13 protein-coding genes are annotated in these 26,044 nt (G+C 65.7%); 10 read left to right on the top strand and 3 right to left on the bottom strand.

Features of this window, described 5'->3' with window-relative positions; all coding sequences use genetic code 11:
* Positions 1-156: 156 nt before the first annotated feature.
* Together AL072_RS27590 and AL072_RS27585 are read left to right on the top strand one after the other, a co-directional pair.
* Complete coding sequence (locus AL072_RS27590) at positions 157-1,125, top strand: GlxA family transcriptional regulator (protein ID WP_045585611.1); 969 nt, start codon at positions 157-159, stop codon at positions 1,123-1,125.
* A 157-nt stretch (positions 1,126-1,282) separates the two neighbouring features.
* Positions 1,283-2,041, top strand: a complete 759-nt coding sequence (locus AL072_RS27585) for an SDR family oxidoreductase (protein ID WP_045585610.1) — start codon at positions 1,283-1,285, stop codon at positions 2,039-2,041.
* A 244-nt stretch (positions 2,042-2,285) separates the two neighbouring features.
* Here the strand turns inward: AL072_RS27585 and AL072_RS27580 are convergent, their stop codons facing one another.
* A complete protein-coding gene (locus AL072_RS27580; protein WP_045585609.1) occupies positions 2,286-3,137 on the bottom strand; it encodes an alpha/beta fold hydrolase in 852 nt (283 codons plus the stop codon).
* A gap of 489 nt (positions 3,138-3,626) precedes the next feature.
* On the opposite strand from AL072_RS27580, the gene AL072_RS35395 reads away from it, so the two are divergent.
* On the top strand, positions 3,627-3,869 hold the full coding sequence (locus AL072_RS35395; RefSeq protein WP_045585608.1) for a hypothetical protein: 243 nt from the start codon (positions 3,627-3,629) through the stop codon (positions 3,867-3,869).
* Positions 3,866-4,252: an MFS transporter gene (locus tag AL072_RS35390; protein WP_052710433.1), complete on the top strand. Its 387-nt coding sequence runs from the start codon at positions 3,866-3,868 to the stop codon at positions 4,250-4,252. Before AL072_RS35395 ends, AL072_RS35390 begins: the two co-directional genes overlap by 4 nt.
* Positions 4,253-4,286: 34 nt before the next feature.
* Here the strand turns inward: AL072_RS35390 and AL072_RS35800 are convergent, their stop codons facing one another.
* Entirely contained in the window at positions 4,287-6,296 is a 2,010-nt protein-coding gene (locus AL072_RS35800; protein WP_245637019.1) for a glycosyltransferase family protein, read from the bottom strand.
* A 1,178-nt stretch (positions 6,297-7,474) separates the two neighbouring features.
* On the opposite strand from AL072_RS35800, the gene AL072_RS27560 reads away from it, so the two are divergent.
* On the top strand, positions 7,475-17,125 hold the full coding sequence (locus tag AL072_RS27560; RefSeq protein WP_082109364.1) for a calcium-binding protein: 9,651 nt from the start codon (positions 7,475-7,477) through the stop codon (positions 17,123-17,125).
* Positions 17,126-17,148: 23 nt separating this feature from the next.
* Here AL072_RS27560 and AL072_RS27555 read toward each other — a convergent pair whose 3' ends face one another.
* The gene (locus AL072_RS27555; protein ID WP_144428393.1) at positions 17,149-17,832 is read right to left on the bottom strand and encodes an IS5 family transposase; all 684 of its coding nucleotides are present in this window, start codon (positions 17,830-17,832) and stop codon (positions 17,149-17,151) included.
* Positions 17,833-18,253: 421 nt separating this feature from the next.
* Between AL072_RS27555 and AL072_RS27550 the strand changes: the two genes are divergently transcribed.
* From AL072_RS27550 to AL072_RS27525, 5 genes are all read left to right on the top strand, one after another.
* A complete protein-coding gene (locus AL072_RS27550) occupies positions 18,254-20,212 on the top strand; it encodes a glycosyltransferase family 2 protein (protein WP_052710432.1) in 1,959 nt (652 codons plus the stop codon).
* A 92-nt stretch (positions 20,213-20,304) separates the two neighbouring features.
* On the top strand, positions 20,305-21,516 hold the full coding sequence (locus AL072_RS27540) for a calcium-binding protein (RefSeq protein WP_144428392.1): 1,212 nt from the start codon (positions 20,305-20,307) through the stop codon (positions 21,514-21,516).
* A gap of 24 nt (positions 21,517-21,540) precedes the next feature.
* Positions 21,541-24,663 (top strand): glycosyltransferase, encoded by a 3,123-nt coding sequence (locus AL072_RS33835; protein ID WP_052710430.1) that lies wholly within the window; start codon positions 21,541-21,543, stop codon positions 24,661-24,663.
* Positions 24,660-25,484, top strand: coding sequence for a hypothetical protein (locus AL072_RS27530; RefSeq protein ID WP_052710429.1), 825 nt, complete (start codon positions 24,660-24,662; stop codon positions 25,482-25,484). Before AL072_RS33835 ends, AL072_RS27530 begins: the two co-directional genes overlap by 4 nt.
* Positions 25,484-26,041, top strand: a complete 558-nt coding sequence (locus tag AL072_RS27525) for a class I SAM-dependent methyltransferase (protein WP_045585606.1) — start codon at positions 25,484-25,486, stop codon at positions 26,039-26,041. Before AL072_RS27530 ends, AL072_RS27525 begins: the two co-directional genes overlap by 1 nt.
* Positions 26,042-26,044: the final 3 nt, after the last annotated feature.

The raw sequence follows: 26,044 nt of genomic DNA, 5'->3' as shown, positions 1-26,044 counted from the left end.
AGTGGCTTTTCGGACGGTCCAGGCGATGACGATGTCCGGAATCATGGTGTATTTGACATTCCAGCCAAGGCCGCCGCCGCATAGTCTGGTCCCCGTCAACACGGCTTCGGACGTGGGGCATCGGGACAAGGCCAGCGTGGCGAGGCGGAGAGGCACATGCTCACCATCGGTTTCGTGGTGTTCGAGGATTTCCAGGTGATGGGAATGGCCGCCTTGTCGGCCTTCGAGATGGCGAACCTCGTGCTCGGCCGGCCTGCCTATCAGGTCCATGTCCTGTCGGAACAAGGGGGGCCGGTGCGCAACTCCCTGGGCTTCGCCATCGAGACGCAGCCCTTCGGTGACGGCGTCTTCGACACCACCGTCACCATCGGTTCGCTGCGGGTCAAACCATCCTCGTCCGGGCTGCTGGGCTATCTGCGCGACGCCGCCGGCACCTCGCGCCGGGTCGCCGGCATCTGTACCGGCGCCTATGTGCTGGCCGAAGCCGGCCTGCTCGATGGCCGCCGCGCCACCACCCATTGGAGCCATGCCCGCACCCTCCAGCGCCTTTATCCCAAGGTCAGGGTGGAGGAGGACCGCATCTTCAGCGTCGACGGCAATGTCTGGACCTCGGCCGGCATGACCGCCGGCCTCGACCTCGCCATGGCCCTGGTCGAGGATGATTTCGGCGCGGAGGTCGCCAAGGCGGTGGCGCGCAAGCTGGTGGTTTATCTGCGCCGCCCCGGCGGACAGTCGCAATTCTCCGCCCTGCTCGATCTGGAGCCGCGCTCCGACCGCGTGCGGCGGGCGCTGGTCCATGCCAAGGAAAACCTGACGAACGAACTGTCGGTCGAGGAGCTGGCCGAGGCTGCTAATCTCAGCCCGCGCCAGTTCAGCCGCCTGTTCCGCCAGGAGACCGGCCAGACACCGGCCAAGGCGGTGGAGCATCTGCGGCTGGAGGCGGCCCGCGTGATGATGGAGGAAGGCCGTCATTCGATGGACATCGTCGCCCGAGAAACCGGCTTTGCCGACCGCGAGCGCATGCGCCGTGCCTTCCTGCGCGCCTACGGCCAGCCGCCACAGGTGATCCGCCGGTCTGTCGAGAGCAACCGCATGTCGATGCCGGAGTCGACGGCATCAACGTAAAGTCCAATGCCGTCAATATTAATACCTACATATGAATCCCGGGACGTCTTTGGTGCGGTAATCTTCCACATCATCAAAGTCGACGCCGGAGGTGAAGGAATTCGTTTCCCAGATTCCTCTTCTTGCTTCCTTTCATCTTCAAAACGGACATCCAATCATGCAGCTCACCGGAAACACTATCTTCATCACCGGCGCGACCTCCGGCATCGGCCGCGGGCTGGCCGAGGCGTTCCACAAGCTGGGCAACCAGGTGATCATCGCCGGCCGGCGCAAGGCCCTGCTGGACGAGGTGACCGCCGCCAACCCCGGCATGAAGGGGATCGAGTTGGACATCACCGACCCGGTCAGCATCCAGGCCGCGGCCGAGCGGCTGATCGCCGGGAACCCGACGCTGAACGTCCTGATCAACAATGCCGGCATCATGCCGTTCGACGACGCGTCGGGCGTCATTGACGACGCCCAGGCCCAGTCGATCATCACCACCAACCTGCTCGGCCCGATCCGCATGACCTCGGCCCTGGTCGAGCATCTGAAGGCACAGCCGCGCTCGGTGATCGTCAACAACACCTCGGTGCTCGCCTACACGCCGCTGGCCACCACCGCGGTCTATTCCGCCACCAAGGCGGCGCTGCACAGCTACACGCTGTCCCAGCGCTTCATGCTGCGTGATACCAGCGTCACCGTCCAGGAGATCGCGCCGCCCTGGGTCAACACCGACCTGATCAAGAAGGGCGACGATCCCCGCGCGATGCCGCTGGACGCCTTCATCGAACAGACGATGGCGGCGCTGGGCACGGGCGCGGAGGAGGCCATCGTCGAAAGCGCCCGGTCGATGCGCGATAATGCCGGCCCGAAGGAACATGCGCTGGTCATGGGCTTCAACAGCTACATCGCCGAGAACCCGATCCCGGTGTGACGGGCTTCTCCCGACCCCCCGACCGGAATGAAAACCGACCCGATTGAAAACGAAAAGGCCGTCGGACGAAAGCCCGGCGGCCTTGTTCAATGGCGGCATTTCACTCCGCCGCGGTGTCCGCCACCCGTGGTGCCCTGGACGGGGCGAATTCCAGCAGGCAGGCCAGCGCGACGCAGAACCCGCCGACCCAGCCCAGTTCCAGGACGCTGCCGACGCTCAGGGCCCTGCGGGGTCCGGTGGGCGCTCAGGCCTTGAAGAAGGCCAGCAGGTCGGCGTTGATGGTTTCCGCGTGGGTGGTCGCCATGCCGTGCGGGAAGCCCTTGTAGACCTTCAGCGTGCCCTTCGGCAGCAGCTTGGACGACAGCAGGGCGGAATCCGCGATCGGCACGATCTGGTCGTCGTCGCCGTGCATCACCAGCACCGGGATGTCGATCCGCTTCAGATCCTCGGTGAAGTCGGTCTCGGAGAAGGCCTTGATGCAGTCGTAATGCGCCTTGGTGCCGCCCATCATGCCCTGACGCCACCAATTGTCGATCACCCCCTGCGAGACCTTGGCGCCGTCGCGGTTGAAGCCATAGAAAGGGCCGGAGGGGATGTCGCGGAAGAACTGGGCGCGGTTGGCGGCGAGCGCCGCGCGGAAGCCGTCGAACACCTCGATCGGCAGGCCGCCGGGGCTGGCCTCGGTCTTGACCATGATCGGCGGAACGGCGCCCAGCAGCGCCGCCTTGCCGGCCCGCGCGGTGCCGTGGCGGCCCAGATAGCGCGCGACTTCACCGCCGCCGGTCGAATGGCCGACATGGAAGACGTTTTTCAGGTCCAGCCCTGCAACGACGGCCAGCACGTCGTCGGCATAGCTGTTCATCTCGTTCCCGGTCGCCGTCTGGGTCGAGCGCCCATGCCCGCGCCGGTCATGAGCGACGACGCGGTAGCCGTGGTTCAAAAAGAACAGCATCTGGGCATCCCAATCGTCCGCGGTCAGCGGCCAGCCATGATGGAACATGACGGTCTGGGCATCGCGCGGGCCCCAATCCTTGTAATAGATCGACGCACCGTCCTTGGCCGTGACGAACCCGTCTTCGGTCTTGCCGTTGGTCATCGTCCGTTTTCCTTCCGGTTTATGGGTGGGGTGGTTGCCGGCGGGCTGACGCTCGGCGGTGGCAACAGCGGCGCCGACGGCGCCGACGATCAGGGTGCGGCGCCCACCGCCGGCATCGACGTGGAGCCTTCGGATTGCATCGTCAATATCCCCTGTCTGTGTGTCAACGGGTCGTCGGATGGGCGCCGCGGAACGCCGGTGACTACAATGGCTACCGGAATTTGACCCTTTTTTAAGCTATCCCTAGGTATCAATAATCAATAAATGGAAATAACCGGCATGGAAGCGAGGCGGGTTCGATGATTTTATGTCTTGATTTGTGGCAATTCTACAAAAAGAGACGACTCTTTCTCCATTCGATATCCCGAAATTGATGGTTCTCCTTTTGTGTATGGCAGTTGATCGAATTCCCATGAGCGGCTTGTCCTTTCCCGGTCGCCGTCCGTCCGGGCTCCGCTCTTCCGTGACAGCGGAAGCAGGAGGCAGGCCATGACCTCATCGAGCATCGGCGCCGGCGAGCCGTGCGCACCGTGGCCTCGCGCCACCATCCTGGCCCTGTCGGTCGGCAACGCGCTGGAGCTCTACGACTTCACCATCTACAGCTTCTTCGCGCTGACCATCGGCAAGCTGTTCTTTCCGGTCCAATCGGCCTTCGGGCCGCTCCGGTCGTCGTCCTCGTCGGACGAATCCTGCAGGGCTTTTCGGCTGGTGGCGAGATCGGCGTGGCGATGACCATGCTGATGGAGTTGGGACGTCCTGCCGGCCGCGGCCTGCGCGTCGGCTGGCAGATGGCGAGCCAGGGGGCGGCGGCGCTGCTGATCGCCTTCGACACGGTCGGAGCGGGATCCTGCCTGCTTCTGCTGACGGAGAAATTCCCGGCCCGCGTCCGGGCGACCTGCCTGTCGATCGTCTACAGCATCGGGGTGTCGGTGTTCGGCGGCTTCGCCCAGTTCATCGTCACCTGGCTGATCCGCATCACCGGCGACCCCATCTCCCCCGACTGGTACGTCTCCGCCGGTGCGGTAGCCACGCTCTGCGTTGCATTGCGGATGCGAGAGGTGGCGCTGCCGCGGAAGTCCGGCGCACTGTCCGTACCGGAGCTTTCCGCCGGATGAATGCGCTTCGGCAGGGGACGGGCAGCGGATCCGGTCAGGCCTGTGCGGTGGCGGTCACCGCCGGCGGAATGGCGGTCAGGGCCAAACTGTCGAAAGCCCAATCCAGTTGCGCGGAGCGCACTCTCGCGCGGCGGTCCTGATCCCCGGCCAATTCCGAAAGGAGCCGGACCGCATCCGCCTCGTCGGTGAAGGTCAGGTCGTCCTCCTGCGCGCCGAACAGCCGGGCGGTGTCGGTGTGCTGCCAACTGACCAGCAAGCCGTCCCGTTTGAGGATCTCCAGCGTCCTCGGGAAGATCGCGGTGTCGTAGGCGAGGCTGCCGAAATCCAGGCAGGCTTTGGCGGCATGGTAGGCGTTCCGCGGCAGGGGCGACATCGGTCCGGCATCGATTCCGAACCGCTCCCAGCCATTGCCCCACAGCGCGAAGACTTCGCCGAAGCCGTTCCGACGGGCGGCGGCGAAGCGGCGGCGGTTCTCCACCGCAAAGGCGAAGGTGAAGGCACGGTTGAAGTCGAGTGTCCAGGCCGGGCCGGCCGCCCGATCCGCCAGCCCGCAAAGGTCCATCGCCTCAAGCCGGTGCAGCCTCGGCTGCTCCATCATCGCGGCGGACACGGCATCCGCATCGCGCTGCACAGCGGGGGCAACCGGCTCGCGACCGGATTCGATATGGTCCGGCCAGCCTTGCCCCAGATATAGGAAGCGGTTCCGCACCGCTGCCTCGGCATCCTTGGCATCCGACTGTCCCTTCATCGCGGCATAGGGATGGCGCCGCAGGCCGGGCGTGTCGTGCGACATCCAGCGCTTGTACAGATCGACCGAACCGTCTTGCGCCGGGCTCGTGTAAATCCAGCGATGGAGTCCCAGCGGTTCGTGGAACACCCGTGTCAGGCCGAGCCGGGCCGACTGTTCCGCCGATCCCTGGCACATGCACCACATGGAGATGCGTTTCTCCACCATCCAGCGGTCGGTCTCGCGGATTTCCTCCGCCGTGCGGGCGCCGATCTCCTCCAGCGGATGCTTCAGACAGATGTGGATGACTGACGGTCTTGCGCCGAACCCGGCGATGTAGGCGCACAGAATTTCGACCGTCGGACGAGGAATTTCGAAGAGGTTCAGAACGAACAGGGCGTCGATCCGCCGGTCGATCACATCCTGCGAGATGTCGGGCAAGGCAAGCACCGACTCATGGCCGAGACAGAGCAGCCTCGCGGCATGGCGGTTGCCGGACAGCCGTCCGCGCAGGGAGTCCACCCCGCCGGCGAACAGCACCAGCGCTTGAGGACTCCTGTCCAGCATCTGTTCGAGCATGTCCAGGAACCCGCCATCGACTTCCGCATCCAGGCGGTTGCCGACCACGATGCAGACGAATGCCGTTTCCGGAATGGAGATGTCCGCGCGCGTCGCGCTGTCGTCGGTGCGGCGCAGCGACAGGCCGAAGCGGAAAGGCCGGCTTCGGTGGAGGACAGCAGGCGACAGGTTCCGGCTTCGAATTGGATCGTTTGCTCGCCTGACAGCCTCTCCTCGACGGCGGCTGCGAAGGGCGGGACGAAGGGGCTGTGATAGCGGTCCGGCAGCATGTTCGTGTTCAGCACCCACCAGAGCCTCGCGGCCAAGATCCCGTTGCAGCGGGCTTGCGAGCAGCAGGTCGCGCGATGGTTGATGCTGGTCGGACAGGAACTGGTTGGTCACGATGACGATTCTGCCCGTGTCCGGCCGCCCCGCCGGCCGTGCCGCCGGAGCCAATCGCAGCCTTATGGACATCTGCCGTAGGAAGCGTTCGTAGAAGGGGGGCAGCCGGCCGGCCACGAAATCAGGAACCGATGTCATGTCCATGCGCATCAGGAACAGCTGGCGCTGCATCGACCAGTAGATTTGGTTAATGCCCTCCAGCGGTGTCAGATCCAGCACATTGTCCAGCATGTCGAGAATGCGCAGGTACCGGTGCAGATCGCCGGAAACATGGGCGAGTGCCGATTCCCGCAGGATGGGGTCCAGACCGGCGGTTGCGCTGTCCAGCACCTCCATCGCTGCGGCGTCGCTTCCCAAACCCGCCGCCCTTGCGGCGTCGCAGCATTCCGAAATCGCCTTCAGCGCCTCACCGTTCCAGCCGGCCTCTACAGATGGGCGATGAGTCCGTTCAGGATGGCTGTACGGGAGCTGGCATCTTGCATCGCGAAAAGATCCCGGTCGAAAACGACGATGGGCCGGCGCCTGCCCAAACAGGAAGGCTCCAGCGAATGTTTATTCTACCTATAAGAGCGAGAGCGTGGGAGGGATTGTCAAGTTACCAGTAGGGCGAAGCGGGATATTTCCGACGTCTGGATCGTGGGCGGTGGGGGGAATATAGAATTTTGCCGCTGAAAATTTATTTCTAGGTGCGTCCGTTCAATTTTCTTTTCAAGAAAAAAACATCAAATAACATTTCTTTTGCAATAAAAATTGCTAAGCAATAATCGATGGGTGTAGCATAAAATATTTTTGATATTCCTGCCTCAGAAATAATTTTCCCAATCATTGTTCGCGATGAGGTGGAGTTTTCCTGTTCTGATGGCATGGAGACTGGAGTTGCGCTATAGGTTCGATACACTCCTGATCGTCGGCAGATGGCCCGATGTGGGGGTGATGTCGGAACTGGCGGCCACTCGCTGGACGCGGATGGCTTTCCATCTTTACCGGGCAAGACTCGAGATCGGTGCGGATGTCAAGAAACCACCCTCCGAATGTGGTTGGTGATCGCCAACATCCTGGCATCCAGACATCCGACGCCTGCATGCGATCCGCGCTTTGCAGAAATCAGGTGAATCTCTAACTGGATTCCGATGGATGTTACTGCCATTTTCTATCCGATCAATCCCACGATTATGGGATGCCATAAATTCCGAATCCACTTATTTTCAGTATGTTGTTGGTGTCAACGATGCCATGCAAAGGTTATCGGGAAAGCTGGGAGTGGTCGGGTGACAGGCTGGGGACAAGTCGATCCAATGCCGTATGGCGTGCCGCACCTGCCCGATTGGCTGGAGACCGCCGGCTGCATAGTCATATCTTCTACTTATGAGACATGCGGCCTGCTCTTTTTCTCTTTTTCGATGACTGGCGGCCGACCCGTGTGTGCCGGCCGAAGCGACAGAGAATCGGACAGACTTTTTGAAATGACCGGCCGGTCCGGTGCACCCGCTGAACCGGCACGGGATTTGCCGCTGTATTGGAAGGATTGAACGATCGTGGCCACTCCAACCTTCACGCTGGTCAGCGGCGGCATCTCCGGCGTGACGAATGTCGGCGGATCTTCATCACCGACATTCCAGGATTTCGACGGAGATGGCGATCTGGACCTGCTGGTTGGAAATCAAAACGGCGACCTGGTTTATTTCTCCAATGTCGGGACATCGCTGGCGCCGACATTCTCCCTGCAGGGCACCAATCTTTTCGGAATTTCCAACGTCGGCACCAATGCGACACCCAGCTTGGTGGATATCGACGGTGACAGCGATCTCGATCTGTTCATCGGTAACGCCGCCGGCGATACGCAGTTCTTCCGCAACAATGGAACGGCGTCATCGCCGACCTTTTCCCTTGAAGGCACCAACCCCTTCGCAATCGCCAATGTAGGCACCAATGCGGATCCGGCCTTCGCCGATCTGGATGGGGATGGCGACGCCGATCTGTTGATCGGGAATGGGGCAGGGGATCTTCTTCTGTATCGTAACGTCGGAACCTCGTCGTCGCCGACCTTCAGCCTGGAGGGGAGCAACCCCTTCGGCATCACGAACGAAGCGGCCGGCTCCGCGTCCCCGACCTTCGTCGACCTCGACGGCGATAGCGACATCGATCTTGTCGTCAAGAACGCCGTCTACATCAATACCGGCACGACGGCATCTCCGACCTTTTCCTCGGTTGGAACGGATGTCTATGGCATCTCCATCAGCGGCTCTCCCAATCCGACCTTCATCGACCTCGACGGCGATGGCGACATCGATGCGCTCTTCGGCACCGGCGGCGGAGATTTCTCCTATTTCAGGAATATCGCGCCGGTCGTCACGACGCTCGGCGGTTCGGGAAACACGCTGACGCTGTCACAGATCAACACCCTGACGGGCGGCGCCGGCACCGATGTGATCACGCTGGGCGACATCGGGGCGACATTCACCGTCCGCGCGGTCGAGACGCTGACCGGCGGGGCCGGCACCGACGTTGTCACGCTGGGCACCAGCGGCTCGACGATGCGGGTGAGCGGAGTGGAGGCGCTGTCCGGCACCGGCGGCACCAATGTGATCACATTGGCCGGTTCGGCCGGTAACACCATGACGGTGTCGTGGCTGAGAAGCCTGACCGGCAACGTCGGGACCGACGTCATCACGCTGGGCACGGCGGGCAATACCACGACGATGAGGGAGGTGGAAACCCTGCTCGGCGGAGTTGGTACCGACCTCATCACACTGTTGGGGTCGGGCAACACCGTGGCGTTGTCCGGCATGGAAACTATGCTGGGCAGTACCGGCACCGACGTCGTCGTCCTGAGCGACACCGGCAACACGATTGCGGTCTACACCACTGAAACTGTCATCGGTGGTGCTGGAACGGATGTCGTACTGTTCGGCTCCAATGGCGTGCAGGTCGCCGCGTGGGGCGTGGAATTCGTCACCGCGGGCGGTGCAGGCGGCACGACAGTATTGAACCTGGGGGCGCAGGGCAACACCACCACGGTGTCATTGATAACGAGCATCGTCGGCGGCGTCGGCACCGACGTCATCACGCTGGGATCTGCCGGCGTCACCGCCAGAGTGGCGGGATTGGAGACCCTGACCGGCGGTACCCGTACCGATGTCGTGACCCTCGGAACCGGCGGTTCGACCATGCTGGTCTCTCGGCTGGAAACGATGACCGGCGACGTCGGCACCGATGTGGTGATGATCGGCACGGCCGGTTCGACGCTGTTGGTGCGGCTTCTGGAGACGCTGACCGGCGGTACCGGTACCGATGTGGTGACGCTGGGCACGGGTGGCAACACGCTGCTGGCGAGTGACCTGGAGGTGCTGACCGGCGGCGCGGGGTTGGATGCGGTGATGCTGGGCTCGTCCGGCAACACGTTGACCGTCTGGCGGATCGAGACGCTGACGGGCGGGAGCGGCACCGACGTTGTGACAGTTGCCTCGGGCGGTGCGACGCTGGCGGCGGCGCAGTTGGAGACGCTGACCGGCGGTATCGGGTCCGACATGGTGACGATCGGCAGCAGTGGCAGCACGCTGCTGGTCAGGTTGTTGGAGTCGCTCACCGGCGGTGCCGGTACCGACGTGGTGACGCTGGGCACCGGTGGCAACACGCTGTCGGTGCGGTTGCTGGAGACTCTGACCGGTGGTGCCGGCAAGGATGTCGTCACCGTCGGCAATGGCGGTAGCACGATGACAGTATCGCTGTTGGACACGCTGACCGGCGGGGTCGGCACCGATGTCATCACGCTGAGCGATGCCGGCAACAGTTTGGCCGTAAGGCAGGTCGAGACCCTGTTCGGCGGCTTGGGCTCCGACATTATCACTTACCTGCTGAGCACCACGGAAACCATAACGGTAAACGATATCGAGGCGATTACCGGCTCAGGGAGCGGAACGCTTACCGTCCAGATCGGAACGAATGGCGGGACGATATCGGTCGGGAATCTTGATTATGTCGTCGGTTCCTCGGCCACGGATGTCGTCACCCTTTCAGGGACATATATCCTGGGCGTCTCCAATATCGAGACGCTGATCGGTACGAATTCTATCGATCACAGTGTAGTTCTTGGCACCGGTGGCAACACCATGCTGGTCGCCGGGATGGAAACTCTGATCGGTGGGACCGGCACCGATGTGATCGTCAGCGGCTCCAGCGGCTCTACGATGGTGGTGTCGCTGCTTGAGACGCTGACCGGTGGTGCCGGCACCGATAGGGTGACGCTGGGTTCGGCTGGCAGCACGCTGCTGGTGGATGGGCTGGAGACGCTGATTGGCGGTACCCGTACCGATGTCGTGACCATCGGCACGACCGGTTCGACGCTGCTGGTGTCGTTGTTGGAGACGCTGACCGGCGGCATCGGCGCCGACATGGTGACGCTCGGTTCGGCGGGCGGCACATTGCTGGTGGATGGGCTGGAGACGCTGATCGGCGGCGTCGGCACCGATGTCGTGACCATCGGCACGGCCGGCTCGACGATGGTGGTGTCGCTGCTGGAGACGCTGATCGGCGGTGCCGGGACCGATGTCGTGACGCTGGGCACGAGTGGCAACACCCTGTCGGTCATCGGTATCGAGACGTTGATCGGCGGCGCCGGGACCGACGTGGTGACGTTGGGCACGGCCGGCAACACGTTGCTGGCGGGCGCGGTCGAAACGCTGATCGGCGGGGCCGGCACCGATGTCGTCGTGATCGGTGCCGAAGGTGCCACGCTTAAGGTCACCGGCATCGAAACCGTCATCGCAACCGGCCAGACGCTTCAGCTCAGCGGGCTGGAAACCCTGGTCAGCATCCTGAGCGCCGATGTCCTCATATTGGACGATGGCGGCAGCACCCTGTCCGTTTCGGCCCAATACAGGAGCATCATCGGATCGTCTGGAGCCGATGTGATCACGCTCGGCAGCGGGGGCCGCACCGTCTTCGTCGAGCTTCTCGAGACATTGACCGGCTCGACCGACGGCGACGCTGTGACCATCGGGACCTCCGGCGTCACCCTGCTGGCGACCATGATCGAGACGATCGCCGGTGGGATCGGTAGCGACGTCATCATGCTTGGCAGCACAGGCGGAACCCTGCTGGCGGACCGGCTGGAAACCCTGATCGGCGGAGCCGGTGCCGATGTTGTGACTTTGGGCACCACGGGTGTTCCGCTGCTGCTCGCCGCCGTCGAGACGCTGACGGGTTCGACGGGGGTCGACATCGTCACGTTTGGCGCCGGCGGCGTCACCATCCTTGCCGAACTGCTGGAAACACTCACCGGCGGTGCGGGATCGGACCTGCTCTATCTGGGCTCCTCCGGTGACACGCTGCTGGTGACCGCCGTGGAAACCCTGGTGGGCGGTGCCGGCACCGATATCGTCACCCTCGGCGCCGGTGGCAGCACGATCCTGCTGCGCAGCCTGGAAACCCTGGCGGGACAGGGCGGCACCGACGTCGTGACCATCGGCAACACCGGGACCACGATGCTGGTCTTGGGGCTGGAAACCCTGATCGGAGGCACCGGCACCGACGTCGTCACGCTGGGCACGGCCGGCAGCACCTTGCTGGTTTCCCTGCTGGAAACCCTGGTGGGCGGCGCCGGCACCGATATCGTCACCATCGGCTCGGCCGGCGCGACGATCCTCTCCGGCGCCCTGGAGACGGTTGTCGGTTCGTCCACCGCCGACACATTGCTGATCGGTACCGCCGGCACGACGATCCAGGCATCGGCGTTCGAAACGATCACGGGCTCTGCGGGAACCGACGTCATCATGTTGGGGACAGGCGGCACCAGCCTGTCGGCCGATCTGTTGGAGACGATCATCGGCAGCGCCGGTACCGAATTCATCCAACTGGGGGCTACCGGCAACACCCTTGTGATCGATGCTGTGGAAACCCTGGTGGGCGGAACCGGCACCGACATCGTGACCCTTGGTGCCGGTGGCAGCACGGTCCTGTTGCGCGGCCTGGAGACGCTGACGGGCTCCGTCGGCACCGATGTCATCACCATCGGCGACACCGGGACCACGATGATGATCTCGGCGCTGGAGAGGTTGTCCGGCGGTTCGGGCACCGATGCCATCACGCTGGGCACGGTGGGAAGCACCCTGCTGGTGTCGGCGCTGGAGACGCTGACCGGCGGCATGGGCACCGACGTCGTCACCATCGGCCCGGCCGGCGGCACGCTGCTCGCCAACCTGCACGAGACGATCACGGGCGGCACCGGTTCGGAGCTGGTGTTCCTGGGTTCGGCCGGTTCGACGGTCTCGGTGTCGGGCATCGACATCCTGATCGGCGGCGTGGGCACCGACGTCGTCACCTTCGGCAGTGCCGGCAACACGCTGTTGCTGCGCGGCATCGAGACGCTGGCCGGCAATGCCGGCACCGACATCCTGACGCTTGGCGACACCGGCAACACCGCGACGGTTTCACTGTTCGAGACGATTGTCGGCGGCACCGCCGCCGACGTCATCGATCTCGGCACCGCCGGCAGCACCCTGTTCGTCTCGGCGCTTGAGACGCTGGCCGGTGGTTCGGGCACCGACGTCGTCACTCTGGGCTCGGTGGGCGGCACGCTTCTGGTTTCGGCCTTGGAAACGCTGATCGGCGGGACCGCGAGGGACATTGCGACACTGGGCACATCCGGCAACACCCTGCTGGTCCAAGCCTTCGAGACGCTGACCGGCGGCGTCGGCACCGATGCCGTCACGCTTGGCTCGGCCGGCGGTACGCTGCTGGTGGGGGGAGTGGAAAGCCTGACCGGCGGCGTGGGTGCCGATGTGGTCTTTACCGGGCTTGGTGGCAGCACGCTGCTGATCTCGGGCATCGAAACGCTGGTCGGCGGCAGCAACGTCGAGACGGCGAACAGCGCTCCGGACATCGTTGCACTGGGGACGACCGGCACCACCACCACCGTCCGCGGCCTGGAGACGCTGACGGGCTCCGTTGGCACCGATGTCATCACCATCGGCGACACCGGGACCACGATGATGGTCTCGGCGCTGGAGACGTTGTCCGGCGGTTCGGGCACCGATGCCATCACGCTGGGCACGGTGGGAAGCACCCTGCTGGTGTCGGCGCTCGAGACGTTGACCGGCAATGTCGGCACCGACGTCGTCACCATCGGCCCGGCCGGTGGCACGCTGCTCGCCAACCTGCACGAGACGATCACGGGCGGCACCGGTTCGGAGCTGGTGTTCCTGGGTTCGGCCGGTTCGACGGTCTCGGTGTCGGGCATCGACATCCTGATCGGCGGCGTGGGCACCGACGTCGTCACCTTCGGCAGTGCCGGCAACACGCTGTTGCTGCGCGGCATCGAGACGCTGGCCGGCAATGCCGGCACCGACATCCTGACGCTTGGCGACACCGGCAACACCGCGACGGTTTCACTGTTCGAGACGATCGTCGGCGGCACCGCCGCCGACGTCATCGATCTCGGCACCGCCGGCAGCACCCTGTTCGTCTCGGCGCTTGAGACGCTGGCCGGTGGTTCGGGCACCGACGTCGTCACTCTGGGCTCGGTGGGCGGCACGCTTCTGGTTTCGGCCTTGGAAACGCTGATCGGCGGGACCGCGAGGGACATTGCGACACTGGGCACATCCGGCAACACCCTGCTGGTCCAAGCCTTCGAGACGCTGACCGGCGGCGTCGGCACCGATGCCGTCACGCTTGGCTCGGCTGGCGGTACGCTGCTGGTGGGGGGAGTGGAAAGCCTGACCGGCGGCGTGGGTGCCGATGTGGTCTTTACCGGGCTTGGTGGCAGCACGCTGCTGATCTCGGGCATCGAAACGCTGGTCGGCGGCAGCAACGTCGAGACGGCGAACAGCGCTCCGGACATCGTTGCACTGGGGACGACCGGCACCACCACCACCGTCCGCGGCCTGGAGACGCTGACGGGCTCCGTTGGCACCGATGTCATCACCATCGGCGACACCGGGACCACGATGATGGTCTCGGCGCTGGAGACGTTGTCCGGCGGTTCGGGCACCGATGCCATCACGCTGGGCACGGTGGGAAGCACCCTGCTGGTGTCGGCGCTCGAGACGTTGACCGGCAATGTCGGCACCGACGTCGTCACCATCGGCCCGGCCGGCGGCACGCTGCTCGCCAACCTGTACGAGACGATCACGGGCGGCACCGGTTCGGAGCTGGTGTTCCTGGGTTCGGCCGGTTCGACGGTCTCGGTGTCGGGCATCGACATCCTGATCGGCGGCGTGGGCACCGACGTCGTCACCTTCGGCAGTGCCGGCAACACGCTGTTGCTGCGCGGCATCGAGACGCTGGCCGGCAATGCCGGCACCGACATCCTGACGCTTGGCGACACCGGCAACACCGCGACGGTTTCACTGTTCGAGACGATCGTCGGCGGCACCGCCGCCGACGTCATCGATCTCGGCACCGCCGGCAGCACCCTGTTCGTCTCGGCGCTTGAGACGCTGGCCGGTGGTTCGGGCACCGACGTCGTCACTCTGGGCTCGGTGGGCGGCACGCTTCTGGTTTCGGCCTTGGAAACGCTGATCGGCGGGACCGCGAGGGACATTGCGACACTGGGCACATCCGGCAACACCCTGCTGGTCCAAGCCTTCGAGACGCTGACCGGCGGCGTCGGCACCGATGCCGTCACGCTTGGCTCGGCCGGCGGTACGCTGCTCGCCAACCTGCTGGAGACGATCACCGGCGGCTCGGGCACCGACGTGATTTTCCTGGGGTTGGGCGGCACCACCGTCCTGGTCTCGGGCATCGAAATCCTGGTCGGCGGCACCACCGCCGATGCCGTCACGCTGGGTACGGCGGGCGACACGCTGATCCTGCGCGGCCTGGAGACGCTGACGGGCTCCGTCGGCACCGACGTCATCACCATCGGCGACACCGGCACCACGATGCTGATTTCGGGTCTCGAGACGCTTTCCGGCGGTTTGGGCATCGACGCCATCACGCTGGGCACGGCGGGCAACAGCCTGCTGGTATCGGCGCTCGAGACGTTGACCGGCAATGTCGGCACCGACGTCGTCACGCTGGGCACGGTGGGCAACACCCTGCTTGTCAACGCGCTTGAGACGATCGCCGGCGATGCCGGTTCGGACCTGGTGTTCCTGGGTTCGGGCGGTTCGACGCTGCTGGCGTCTGGCCTCGAAATCCTGATCGGTGGCACGGGCATCGACCTCGTCACCCTGGGCACGGCCGGCAACACGGTGCTGCTGCGCGGCATCGAGACGCTGACCGGCAGCGCCGGCACCGACGCCGTCATGCTGGGCAACACGGCGAACTCGCTCCTGATGGGCGGCATCGAGACGCTGACCGGCGGCATCGCTTCCGACATCGTCACGCTGGGCACTGCGGGCAACACCCTGCTGGTGTCTGGCATCGAGACGCTGACGGGTGGCGTGGGCACCGATGTGGTGACCATCGGCACGGTCGGCGGCACCATCCTTGCGATCGGCATCGAGACGTTGATCGGCGGCACGGGCGTCGAGGTGATCTTAACGAGCACCACCGGTGCGACCCTCACCGTGTCGGGTGCGGATTTCGTGGTCGGCGCTGCCGGCACCGATGTCCTGACCCTGGGCACGGCCGGCAACACCGCCACGATCCGCGGCATCGAGACGCTGATCGGCGGTGCGGGTTCCGACCTGGTGATCCTGGGCGACACCGGCAACACGATGACGCTGGGCACCGACATCGAAACGCTGGTCGGCGGTTCGGCCGCCGACGTGCTGTCGCTTGGCACTTCGGGCACCACCCTGTTGACCCGTGCGATCGAGACCCTGATCGGCAACGTGGGCACCGACGTCATCACGCTGGGTGACACGGTCAACACGATCACCGTGACAGGCATCGACACCCTGACCGGCGGCGATTCCACCGACGTCGTCTTCACCGGTTCGGCCGGCGTGACGATGACGGTCTCGGGCGTCGAGTTCCTGGTCGGCGGTACCGGTTCGGACGTCGTGACCCTGGGTTCGGCGGGCAACACCGTCATCACCCGCGGCATCGACACTCTGTCGGGCGGTGCGGGCACCGACTGGGTGTTCCTGGGCGACACCGGCATCACCATGGCGCTGGGCAGCGGCATCGAGCTGCTGATCGGCGGTGCGGCGACCGACGTGGTCACGCTGGGCACCACGGGCAGCACGCTGCTGACCCGCGCGGTCGATACTCTGGTCGGCAACGTCGACACCGACGTGATCATGCTCGGCGACACGGCGAACACGATCACCGTCACCGGTATCGACACCCTGACCGGCGGCGCTTCCACCGATATCGTCTTCACCGGCGCCGCCGGCGTGACGATGCTGGCTTCGGGCGTCGAGTATCTGGTCGGCGGCACCGGTTCGGACGTCGTCACCCTGGGTGCGACGGGCAACACCGTCATCACCCGCGGCATCGACACCATGACCGGCAGTGCGGGCAGCGATCTGGTGATCCTGGGCGACACCGGCGTCACCATGCGGGCCGAGAGCGGGATCGAGATCCTGGTCGGCGGCGCGGGCAGCGACGTGGTCAGTCTGGGCGACGGCGGTTCGACGATCCTCCTGCGCGCCATCGAGACGCTGACAGGCGGCACCGGCAACGACGTGATCACCCTGGGCAACACCGGTGTGACCATGTCGCTCAGCAACGTCGAGACGTTGATCGGCGGCACCGGCACCGACGCGGTGACGGTGACTGCCGGCTCGATCCGCTTCCTCGGCGGCACGGGCGACAGCATCAGCCTGGCGTCGGGCAGCGGGACCGACACGGTCGTGTACTCGTCCTTCACCGATATCGGCGCTCTGGGGGCCAACACCGGGTTCATCTCGGTGAGCAACTTCCAGACGGGCACCGACAAGGTGCAGCTGACCGGTACGGCCCGGACGACGGCGGACAAGAATGGTGACTCGGCGCTGACCACGGCGTCCGCGGCGACCAACGGGGTGAGCGTCACCAACGAGCTGGTGAGCCTGACCTCGGCGGTGAGCGGCAGCCTGACGGACATCGACCTCGCCAGTTTCCGCTCGGCTCTGGGGACGCTGACGAACTCGTCGGCTGGTGTGAGCATCTTGGTTCTGGCCAACAACGGCACGAACTCGGGTCTCTACCAGGTGGTCGATACCAACGGCGACGGTCAGGTGGCCGCCACCGAGGTCCGGTTGTTCGGCGTGTATAACGGCGCGGTGCTCTCGCTCTCCGACATCAACCTCGGCTGAGCTTAAGAAGCTGTTTGCAGCAGTTATGCGCTGACCTCCTGGGGAACGAGCCGCTTCAGGCGCCGTGCGAGGATCGAGATAAAGGCGATTTGGACGAAAGCGACGAGGTGCTCCTTCGTCCGCTCGACGATGGTGTTCAATCTCCGGTAGCGTCTGATCCAGCTAAAGGAGCGCTCCACCACCCAGGCGATCTCGGTCGGGATGAATACCCCCTTGCGGCCGCGGGCGATCGGCCGGACCGTGATGCCGAACGTTTCCGCGGCTTTGGCCAGACGTTCGCCGCGATAGCCGAGATCGCCGATGGCCGGCCCTTGGAAGCCACATCCGGCGAACTGGCGCAGCACCGGCACGATGCCTCTGGTGTCGTGCACGTTGGCCGGCGCTGCATCGATCGCCAGCGGAATGCCGTACTTCTCGACGGCAATATGGACCTTCACGCCACGGATCTTCTTGCCGCCGTCCACGCCACGCGCAAAGCAACTCGGAGCCGCTGGGCAGGTGCGGCTGTCGATCACCACCGCGCTCGGCTCCGCCGTATCGCCGCAGGCCAGACGCCATGTGCGGCGCAGCCGATCGAGCAAGCGGCGCCACAGCCCAAGCCGTGTCCAGCGGGCGAACAGAGTGTACAGCGTGCCGAACGGGATGTCGGTGAGCTGGCCGATGGCGCGCCATTGCATGCCGCAGAAGCCGACGCACCAGATGGCCATGATTGCCTTGCGCAGCCCGGCTCCGGTGAGAGACGCTTTGGGCCCCGGTGCGGGCTCGACGCGTGCCGTCGGCCGCCATCGCCGCCAGTTCGACCAGCACCTCCTCGACGAAGGCATCGACGTCGGAGAACGCGTCCCAGGACGCCGGCGTGGTGCTTGCGGGACGAAGGGCGCTGCCCATGAAATGTGGCTCGAATGGCTGTTGACGATGCCCACCGCCCTACCAGACCAGCCGCCCGGCGCAACACCTCTCTTCTGCTTAAAGTAGCATCCCGCTCAGCACCGGCTGGCACAAGCCCGCTGCAAACAGGTTTTGACTTCCGGCGCATGATGTTCCGGCCACGGTATCGGCTGGACGCCTGCCCGGCTTTGTGCCACTTAATTGGATTATCAGTGGTCAGCTCAATTCAATCATACGTCCATGATCCGCGAAGCGGTTCTCTTTCTCAGACAGCATGTCCGAAATCAGAACCGGCCCTTGCCGGAGCGGGACGCCTTGGTTCGCGGCCTGTTCGATGCGGCACTCTGCCCGGCCTCGACGGAATCGCGGAGCCGGGACGCTGGGGACGTGGCCGTGCCGCCGACGATCCGGCACGCCCTGCTGTCTGCGCTTCCCCTGACCGATGGAGCGCGGGAGGCGGGGCAGGCGCAGGACGGCCTTCATGCCATGGTGTCCGTGGTGTTCGCCGACAAGCTGTTCCGTGGCGCGTTGCGTGAGGATGCAGCCCGGAATGGGCTGCTGAAGGACGCGAACAGAACCATCCTGGCGGCCGGAAACCTCGGCGAGGCGCTGGCCTCGCCCGATCCGTCCTTCCGCGTTTCGCCCGGTGGGCTGGCTGGCTGGTGGGACCGGATGTTGTCGGTCAAGGGGCGGCATGGAACCTATCTGTGCCGGATCGGCGATTTGGCCAAGGGGCTGCAGGCGGGCGACAATCCGGGCAAATCCAGGGAGATGATGCGGGCTCTTGGCAAGTCCGACTTTCGACTGGTCCTGGTCCTTCTGCACCGGGCGTGCGAGCGGGGGGATTGGACGGTTGCCGGGCCGTTGCGGCCTTATCTGATGATCGAGGCGGCCCGCGTTCTCGCCAGTCTCAACGCCAACCGAAGTGCCTTCGCGATCGGAACCCGGATTCTCGACGATGCCGCCTATCTGGAAGTTGTGGCAGAGACGGATCGGCTGGAACTGATGGGGCTCACCGCGCGCTGGGCACTGCGGAGCGGCAATCAGGCCGTCGGAACGCGGCTGTGCCGGGATGCGTTCCACGAGGTTCCGACGCGCGGCGATCTGCTCGTCCGCTATCTGTCGGCGGTTTTCGATAGCGACCGTCAAACCGCGCTTACCCTCGCCGGGGTCGCCCTGTTCAACAACCCGCTGATGGACAAGAACGAAGCGCTCATGGTCGCCGAGTTCCTGCGCGCCGACGGCCGGCCGGTGGAGGCGACCGCCATGTTCAGCCGGGCGGCCGGGCTGTCCGGCCTCCAGGGCGAGCATCTGCCGGGCTTCGCCAACCTGGCTCTCGACCGCGGCGACCGGGAAGGATGGTTCTCCCTCTTGCGGATGTACGGCGCCATGCATGGGTTGGAGATCGATAGCCACGACCGCTCGATCATCCCCGCTCCCTTCGCCTTCCACAGGGCCGCCCGCGACCGGTCGGGGGAATTCCCGAAGGTGTCGGTTATGATGTCCTGCTTCAATTCGGCCGCCACCGTGGAGCGTGCGGCGGGCAGCGTCCTTGCTCAGGACATCGGCGATCTCGAACTCATCATCATCGACGATGCCAGCACCGACGGGTCTCAGGCCGTGATCGCCCGGCTCGCCCGTCGCGACCCGCGGGTCACCGTCATCCTAAATGACGCGAACCGGGGAACCTACGCTTCCAAGAACCGAGGTATCGAACAGGCGAAAGGTGCGTTCCTGGCCTTTCATGATTCGGACGACTGGATGCATCCCGCGCATCTGCGGCGCCAGCTTGACGCGATGGACGACAGGGTGGCGTGCTCGACGTCGAACTGGCTGCGGATGACGGGGGACGGGCACATCGTCTTCCGCCGGGGTGGAGGGTACGGACATCTGAATCCGGCATCCACCTTGTTCCGAAGGGAGCTGGTCGAGGCTGTCGGCCTTTTCGAGGAGGTTCGGACGGGCGCCGATTCCGAGTTTCTGACCCGTATCCGGATGCGCTACGGCTGGGGGGCGGTTCGCTCGCTGCCTGATTGTCTCGCCATCGGTCTGCACCACGAGAACTCGCTGACCCAATCGGGAAGTGCTGCGTTTGACGAGCACCGCTATTCGCCGGTCCGGCTGGACTACACCGAAGCTTGGGTCGAGAGGGCGCTGCTGGGCGCGGAATCGTGTTACAATCAGTCGAATTTATTATAAGGACTCCTACGAAAACCTAGGATACGCTGTAACAGCGAATCCTGGCACAGGATAGCAACCCTGCGGCGACAAACGAAGCGAAGTCGGCATCCATGGCCATCGATACCATCAGCGGCGGTATTAACGGCGCCAGCGTGACCAACGTGATGTCCACGCTCTCGACCACAGTCGTCAGGACCGAAACCGTTTCGTCCACCGGGACGACGCCGACGACGACGGTGCCCTCTTCGGCCATCACTTCGATTCTCTCCAACCCGTCCATCGTCAACACATCGGTTTGGAACGGCAGCGGGACCGAGGTGGAGGTCGTCACCGTTTCGGGTGTCGACACGGTCGCCGCGGTGAGCCGGGACAATTCGGTCCTGGTGGTCACCGACACGGAACGGGCAGTCAGCGTGGCCGGCGGGGCGGGTGAGAACCGGCTGCTGGTCGGCAACGACGTCTCCGGGACCCAGATCAACACCGGCACCGGTTCGGGCACCGTGGTCGGTGGCGACGGCGGTTCTGTCATCGGCACCGCGGCCGAAGCCAAGGCGACGGATCGTTTCAACATCGTGGCCGGCAGGGGCGACGATGTCGTCATCACCACCAACGGCAACAACACCATATCCGCCGGCGCCGGCAACAACACGGTCGGGCTGTTCGGCGGAAACAACCTCGTCTATGCCAACGGCAACGACACTGTTTTTGCCGGGACCGGCAACGACACCATCATTGCCGGCGGCGGCAACTCAATTCTGGTCGGAGGCGGCGGCAACTCGGTGCTTCAGGCCGGCGCCGGCAACTCCACGCTGTTCGGCGGCGCCGGCAACTCCACGCTGCTGGGGGGCACCGGCCAAGGTCTTCTGGTCGGCGGCAGCGGCAACACCGCGATGTTTGCCGGCGAAGGTGCATCCACCGTGTCGGGTGCCAGCACCGTTACGCTGATGGGCGGTACGGGCAATACCGACATGACCGGCAGTTCGCGCGGCGACCTGCTGGTCGGCGGTTCGGGGAATTCCACCCTGCGCGGCGGTGGCGGCGACGACACGGTCATCGGTGGAACCGGAAACTCGACGCTGCTCGGCGGCGCCGACAACAATCTTTTCGTATTCTCCACGGTGTTTGGCGGCGGGCATTCGATGATCGGCGATTTCGGTGCGTCCTCCGGCAACAAGCTGGCAGTCCAGGGCTATGGCGTCAGTGCCGCCAGCCTGGTCGAAAATGCTGTCGTGCAGGGGGGCAACACCATCATCGCGCTGGCCGATGGAACCCAGATCACGCTGGTCGGCTTCACGGGGCTCAACACGTCCCATTTCGCCTGACGCATCGCCGGCTGCGGGTGCGGGATGCCGATCAATGCCAGCGACGATCCTGCCGAACGCCTCGACGCCCTGCTGGACCAAGGACGGTTCAGCGAGGCCGAGGAGCTTGCCCGTATTCTCCTCGGTGTTCCGGACTGCCATCGCATAGCGCTGGCGGCATTGGCCCGCGCGGCGGCGGCCACAGGCGATAGGGCGACGGCTCTGCGCTATGCCGGGCGCGCCCGACGTGTCGCGCCCGATGATGCGTCGCTGGCCGCGCTTCTCGGCGCCCTGTTGATCGCCGCCGGTCGGGCGGACGAGGCGATTCCGCATCTTGACGCATCCTTGGCCATGGGTGCGGGGACCGAGGCGGAAATGGCGCTCGCGTCTGCCCGGTTCCTGACCGGAGAGGCGGCTGCTGCCGCAGCTCTTGTCGAAAGTCTGCTCGGCCGGCTGCCGGTTCGCCGGACGCCGATTCTGGCCGGGCTGGCGGATCAGGCGGTTCACTCCGGCACGGTTCCGGGATGGATGGCTTTGGATGAAATCGCCCCGAACACCATGCGCATCATTGGTGCCATGCGGGTCTGCAGCGGTCCGGGCCTGTCGCTGCGGATCGCGGGCGTCGCGGACGGAACGCTCTTTCCCAACGGCCAGCTGCCCGCCGCCTTTTTGGAGCGTTTCGGGATCGGAGCAGGGTGCCCCGATGTGCTTCTGGCGGGCTTCGCTCTGCCGATGCCGCCCGGATGGCGCGGGGAGCCGGTCGCGCTGTTCCTCGGAGAGGTCGCGTTCCTGGGAGCGCCTGTAGGCACCGCATCCTCCGAAGGAACCGGGCGCCGGGCGATCGAAGGAGAGGTGTCGCTGACGGGATCCCGGCTGACCGGCTGGGTTCGGCGGCCCGGCGGTCCCGGCCGGGATATGACCGTGACTGTGATCGACGAAAGGGCGAGAGAGCGGATCGTGACGGCCGTGGGCGGGGCCTTTCACCTCGACCTCGGCGACAGCGGATTGACGCCGGGACGCCTGTGGGTCGCCGCCGCGGGCATTCCCCTGGAGGGCAGTCCGGTCGGGTGGACGGACTGGCCGGCGGTGGCACGGGTTCTCGGGACGCCGAAGGATGGCGAGGCATGGCGACGGGTGCTGGCCGCCGGTCTGCCGCCGATCCCCATGCCGGTGGACGAGCCACCGCCGCGGCAGGCCCAGGCCCGGATGGCGGCAGGGGTGGACGTCGTCATTCCTGTCTACTGTGGCAGGACGGAGACCATGGCCTGCATCGCGGCGGTGCTGGACACCACGGCGACGATGCCGGGGACCGTGGTGGTGATCGACGATGCCAGTCCCGATGCCGGGTTGACTGAGGAACTTCGCGCGCTGGCGGCGTCGGGGCGCATTCATCTCGTCCGCAACCCATCCAACCTCGGCTTCCCGGCCAGCGCCAATAGGGGGCTGGCGGTCCATGCCGATCGCGACGCCATCCTGCTCAACGCCGATACGCTGCCGGCCGGCGATTGGTGGCGGCGGCTGCGGGCGGCGGCGTACAGCTCCCCCGGCGTGGGCAGTGCGACCGCGCTGTCGAACGACGCTTCCATTCTCAGCTACCCGTCAGGCGGCGGCCCGATCCCCGATCGGGACGGTGTCGCCGCGCGCGACGCCCTGGCGGCGGCGGCCAATGCCGGGTTGCGGGTGGAGATCCCGACCGGCGTGGGTTTCTGCTGGTATCTTCGCCGCGATTGCCTGGACGAGGTGGGGGCACTGTCGGAAACACGGTTTGGACGCGGTTACGGCGAGGAGAATGATTTCTGCCTGCGGGCGCGCCGGATGGGCTGGCGTCACGTGGCTGCGGCCGACGTTTTCGTGGGGCATGTCGGCAGCCGATCCTTCGGTTCGGAGAAGTCCCGGCTTCTGGCCCGCAACCTCGCCGCCCTCAACGCGCTGCATCCCGGCTATGACGGGCTCATCCGCCGTTTCGCCGCCGCCGACCCGCTGGCCGCCGCCCGGCGGCGGTTGGACGAGGCCCGGTTCGTGGCGGCGGGAGCGGACGGGAACGTCCTGCTTCTCGTCACCTTCGACCTCGGGGGCGGCGTCGCCCGGCATGTCGAGGAGCGCTGCCGGCAAAGGGAGGCCGATGGGCTGCGGACGTTGATCCTGCGGCCCCACCCGCCGGCGGCAGGCAGGCCCGCCCGTTGCCGGGTCGAGGTCTACGACCAGCCCGACCTCAAGGATCTGGTGTTCACGCCCGCCACGGAAGCAGAGGCGCTGTGCGAGTTTCTTCTTCGGGCAGGAGTTGCGGCGATTGAGATCCATCATCTGCTGAACCATGATCCCATGGTCGATGAGCTCGCCGGGCGGTTGGGCGTGCTCCTCGATGTCGTGCTCCACGATTACGGCCCGATCTGCCCGCGGATCACGATGATCGACGGGTCCGGCCGCTTTTGCGGCGGCCCGGACGAGGGGGAGGATGGCGGGCGTTGCACACGCTGCGTCGCCCTCAACGGTTCACGTTTCGGGCGAGGGCTGTCGGTTGCCGGATACCGTGCCCGACATGCCACGCTTCTCCGCAACGCCCGGACAGTTCTGGCACCCAGCCGGGACGCCGCCGACCGGATCCGGCGGCACGTTCCAGGGGCAGCCGTCACGGTTCGGTCCTGGGATGATGTCCGCCCGCCAATTCCGCGCCGTCCCGCCGGTCGGCCGGGCGGGACGGATGCGAAGCCCTGGCGGATCTGCGTGATCGGTGCGGTGGGCGCCCACAAGGGCTATCATGTCCTCCACGACTGCGCGCGGGACGCCGCCACCCGTGCTCTGCCCCTGGAGTTCATTCTGGTCGGGCATTCCCAGGACGATGTCGGTCTGTTCGCGACCGGTCAGGTTTTCGTGACCGGTCCCTACCGGGAAGGCGAAGCCGCCGGGTTGATCGCGGAAACCGGAGCCGATCTCGTCTTCCTGCCGTCGGTCTGGCCCGAAACCTGGTGCTACGCCCTGTCGGAAGCCTGGGCGGCGGGATTGCCGGTGCTCGCCTTCGATTTGGGGGCGATGGCCGAACGTATCCGGGACCTGGGCGGCGGCTGGCTTTTGCCTCTGGACAGCGGGGCCGGGGCCGTCAACGATGCCCTGCTTGCAGCCTGCCGCGGCACCGTTCCCTGTCTCCCTCCCCCGGATCGCTCTCCATGATGAGCCTGCCCCTTCCAGCTGCTCCGCCGCCAGCCGGCGGGCTCTGCGCCGCCGCCAGCCGTCTGTCGCTCGAACCCGGCCTCTATGCCTTGAAGGTGACCGGCGGTCCAGCCGCCGCGCCGGGCGGAACCATGCCCTTCATTCTGTTCGCCGAGGCACCTGGCAATCCCGCCAAGGTGGCGATGATGGGGGCGGCGCCGGGATCCGCCGGAGCCCTTGTCCGTGTCGGCGATGCCCTTGCGGTCCAGGTGAGCGGCGGCATCGGCCGGTTCATCCTCACGTCCTACACCGAAGAGGGCGATAGCGAGCGGCTGGCGTTGGAGATAAGCCGGCTGGCCGGCGCGCCCACGACGCTGGAGGGGGGAGCAGCGCAACGGCCAGTCCTGGCCGTGACCGCCACGGTCGATCTGGTTGCTCATGTCCGCAACCGGGGGGACCAGGCGGCCACCGGCGAGGGTTGGGCCGGTTGTCCGGAAGAAAGGCTGTGGATCGAAGCCTTCGCGGCGATGCCGCGCGGAGCCGTCGCCGCGGACGCCATGGAATACCGTTGCATCACCGGCGCCGGCTGGGAGTCGCCATGGATCGAGGCCGGCACGCTGTGCGGCACCCGGGGGCTCGGCATCCCGCTCATGGGGTTCGCGATCCGGCTTCGCGGCGCCGCAGCGACCGCCTTCGAGTGCATGGCCGAGGGACTGTTCCTCAGCGGCGCACGGGTCGGCCCTCTCGCCGGGGGAGCGCTCTGCCGGTCGGACGCTATCAGCGACCCGCTGATCGGGATGAACATCAGGCTGGTCGCGCGGCCGGTCGGCGGCGGTCGCTGATGACCCGATCGGTCTTCAACATCGGCTGCGGCCCCGGTGCCGATGCCCGGCTTCGCGAGCATTTTCCCGCCCCCGGCTGGCGGGAGGTACGGGTGGACGCCGATCCGTCCTGCCGGCCCGACCTGCTGGCCGCGTTGCCGCAACTGGACGGGATCGCCGATGGCGCGGCGGATGCATTGTGGCTTTCCCACACGCTGGAGCATCTGGAAACGCACGAGGTGCCGGCCGCCCTGTCGGCGCTGTGCCGGGTGTTGCGGCCGGGCGGGGTGCTCATGCTGGCCACCCCCGATCTGCAGGCGGTCGCGGCGCTGATCGCCAACGACCTGGCGGAAGAGGTGCTCTATGTCGCGGCCAGTGGACCGGTGCGGCCGATCGACATGGTCTTCGGCTTTTCCCCGCTGCTGGCCGCAGGCCGCACGCTGATGGCGCATCGGACGGGCTTCACCCGCAAACGGCTTGCCAGGCTCCTCGCCGAGGCCGGCTTTACCGGGACGACGGTCCTGCGGCGAACCGCCGAATACGAACTGTTCGCCATCGCCCACCGAAGCCTGGATTAGGCC

Source organism: Azospirillum thiophilum, from assembly GCF_001305595.1.
Taxonomy (GTDB): domain Bacteria; phylum Pseudomonadota; class Alphaproteobacteria; order Azospirillales; family Azospirillaceae; genus Azospirillum; species Azospirillum thiophilum.
The sequence above is the reverse complement of the archived record's forward strand: the minus strand, read 5'-3'. Positions and strand labels throughout refer to the sequence as shown.

Coding starts and splice junctions, on each gene's coding strand:
- AL072_RS27590 (WP_045585611.1), top strand. CDS start 157: ATGCTCACCATCGGTTTCGTGGTGTTCGAGGATTTCCAGGTGATGGGA.
- AL072_RS27585 (WP_045585610.1), top strand. CDS start 1,283: ATGCAGCTCACCGGAAACACTATCTTCATCACCGGCGCGACCTCCGGC.
- AL072_RS27580 (WP_045585609.1), bottom strand. CDS start 3,137: ATGACCAACGGCAAGACCGAAGACGGGTTCGTCACGGCCAAGGACGGT.
- AL072_RS35395 (WP_045585608.1), top strand. CDS start 3,627: ATGACCTCATCGAGCATCGGCGCCGGCGAGCCGTGCGCACCGTGGCCT.
- AL072_RS35390 (WP_052710433.1), top strand. CDS start 3,866: ATGACCATGCTGATGGAGTTGGGACGTCCTGCCGGCCGCGGCCTGCGC.
- AL072_RS27555 (WP_144428393.1), bottom strand. CDS start 17,832: ATGGCCATCTGGTGCGTCGGCTTCTGCGGCATGCAATGGCGCGCCATC.
- AL072_RS27550 (WP_052710432.1), top strand. CDS start 18,254: ATGATCCGCGAAGCGGTTCTCTTTCTCAGACAGCATGTCCGAAATCAG.
- AL072_RS27540 (WP_144428392.1), top strand. CDS start 20,305: ATGGCCATCGATACCATCAGCGGCGGTATTAACGGCGCCAGCGTGACC.
- AL072_RS33835 (WP_052710430.1), top strand. CDS start 21,541: ATGCCGATCAATGCCAGCGACGATCCTGCCGAACGCCTCGACGCCCTG.
- AL072_RS27530 (WP_052710429.1), top strand. CDS start 24,660: ATGATGAGCCTGCCCCTTCCAGCTGCTCCGCCGCCAGCCGGCGGGCTC.
- AL072_RS27525 (WP_045585606.1), top strand. CDS start 25,484: ATGACCCGATCGGTCTTCAACATCGGCTGCGGCCCCGGTGCCGATGCC.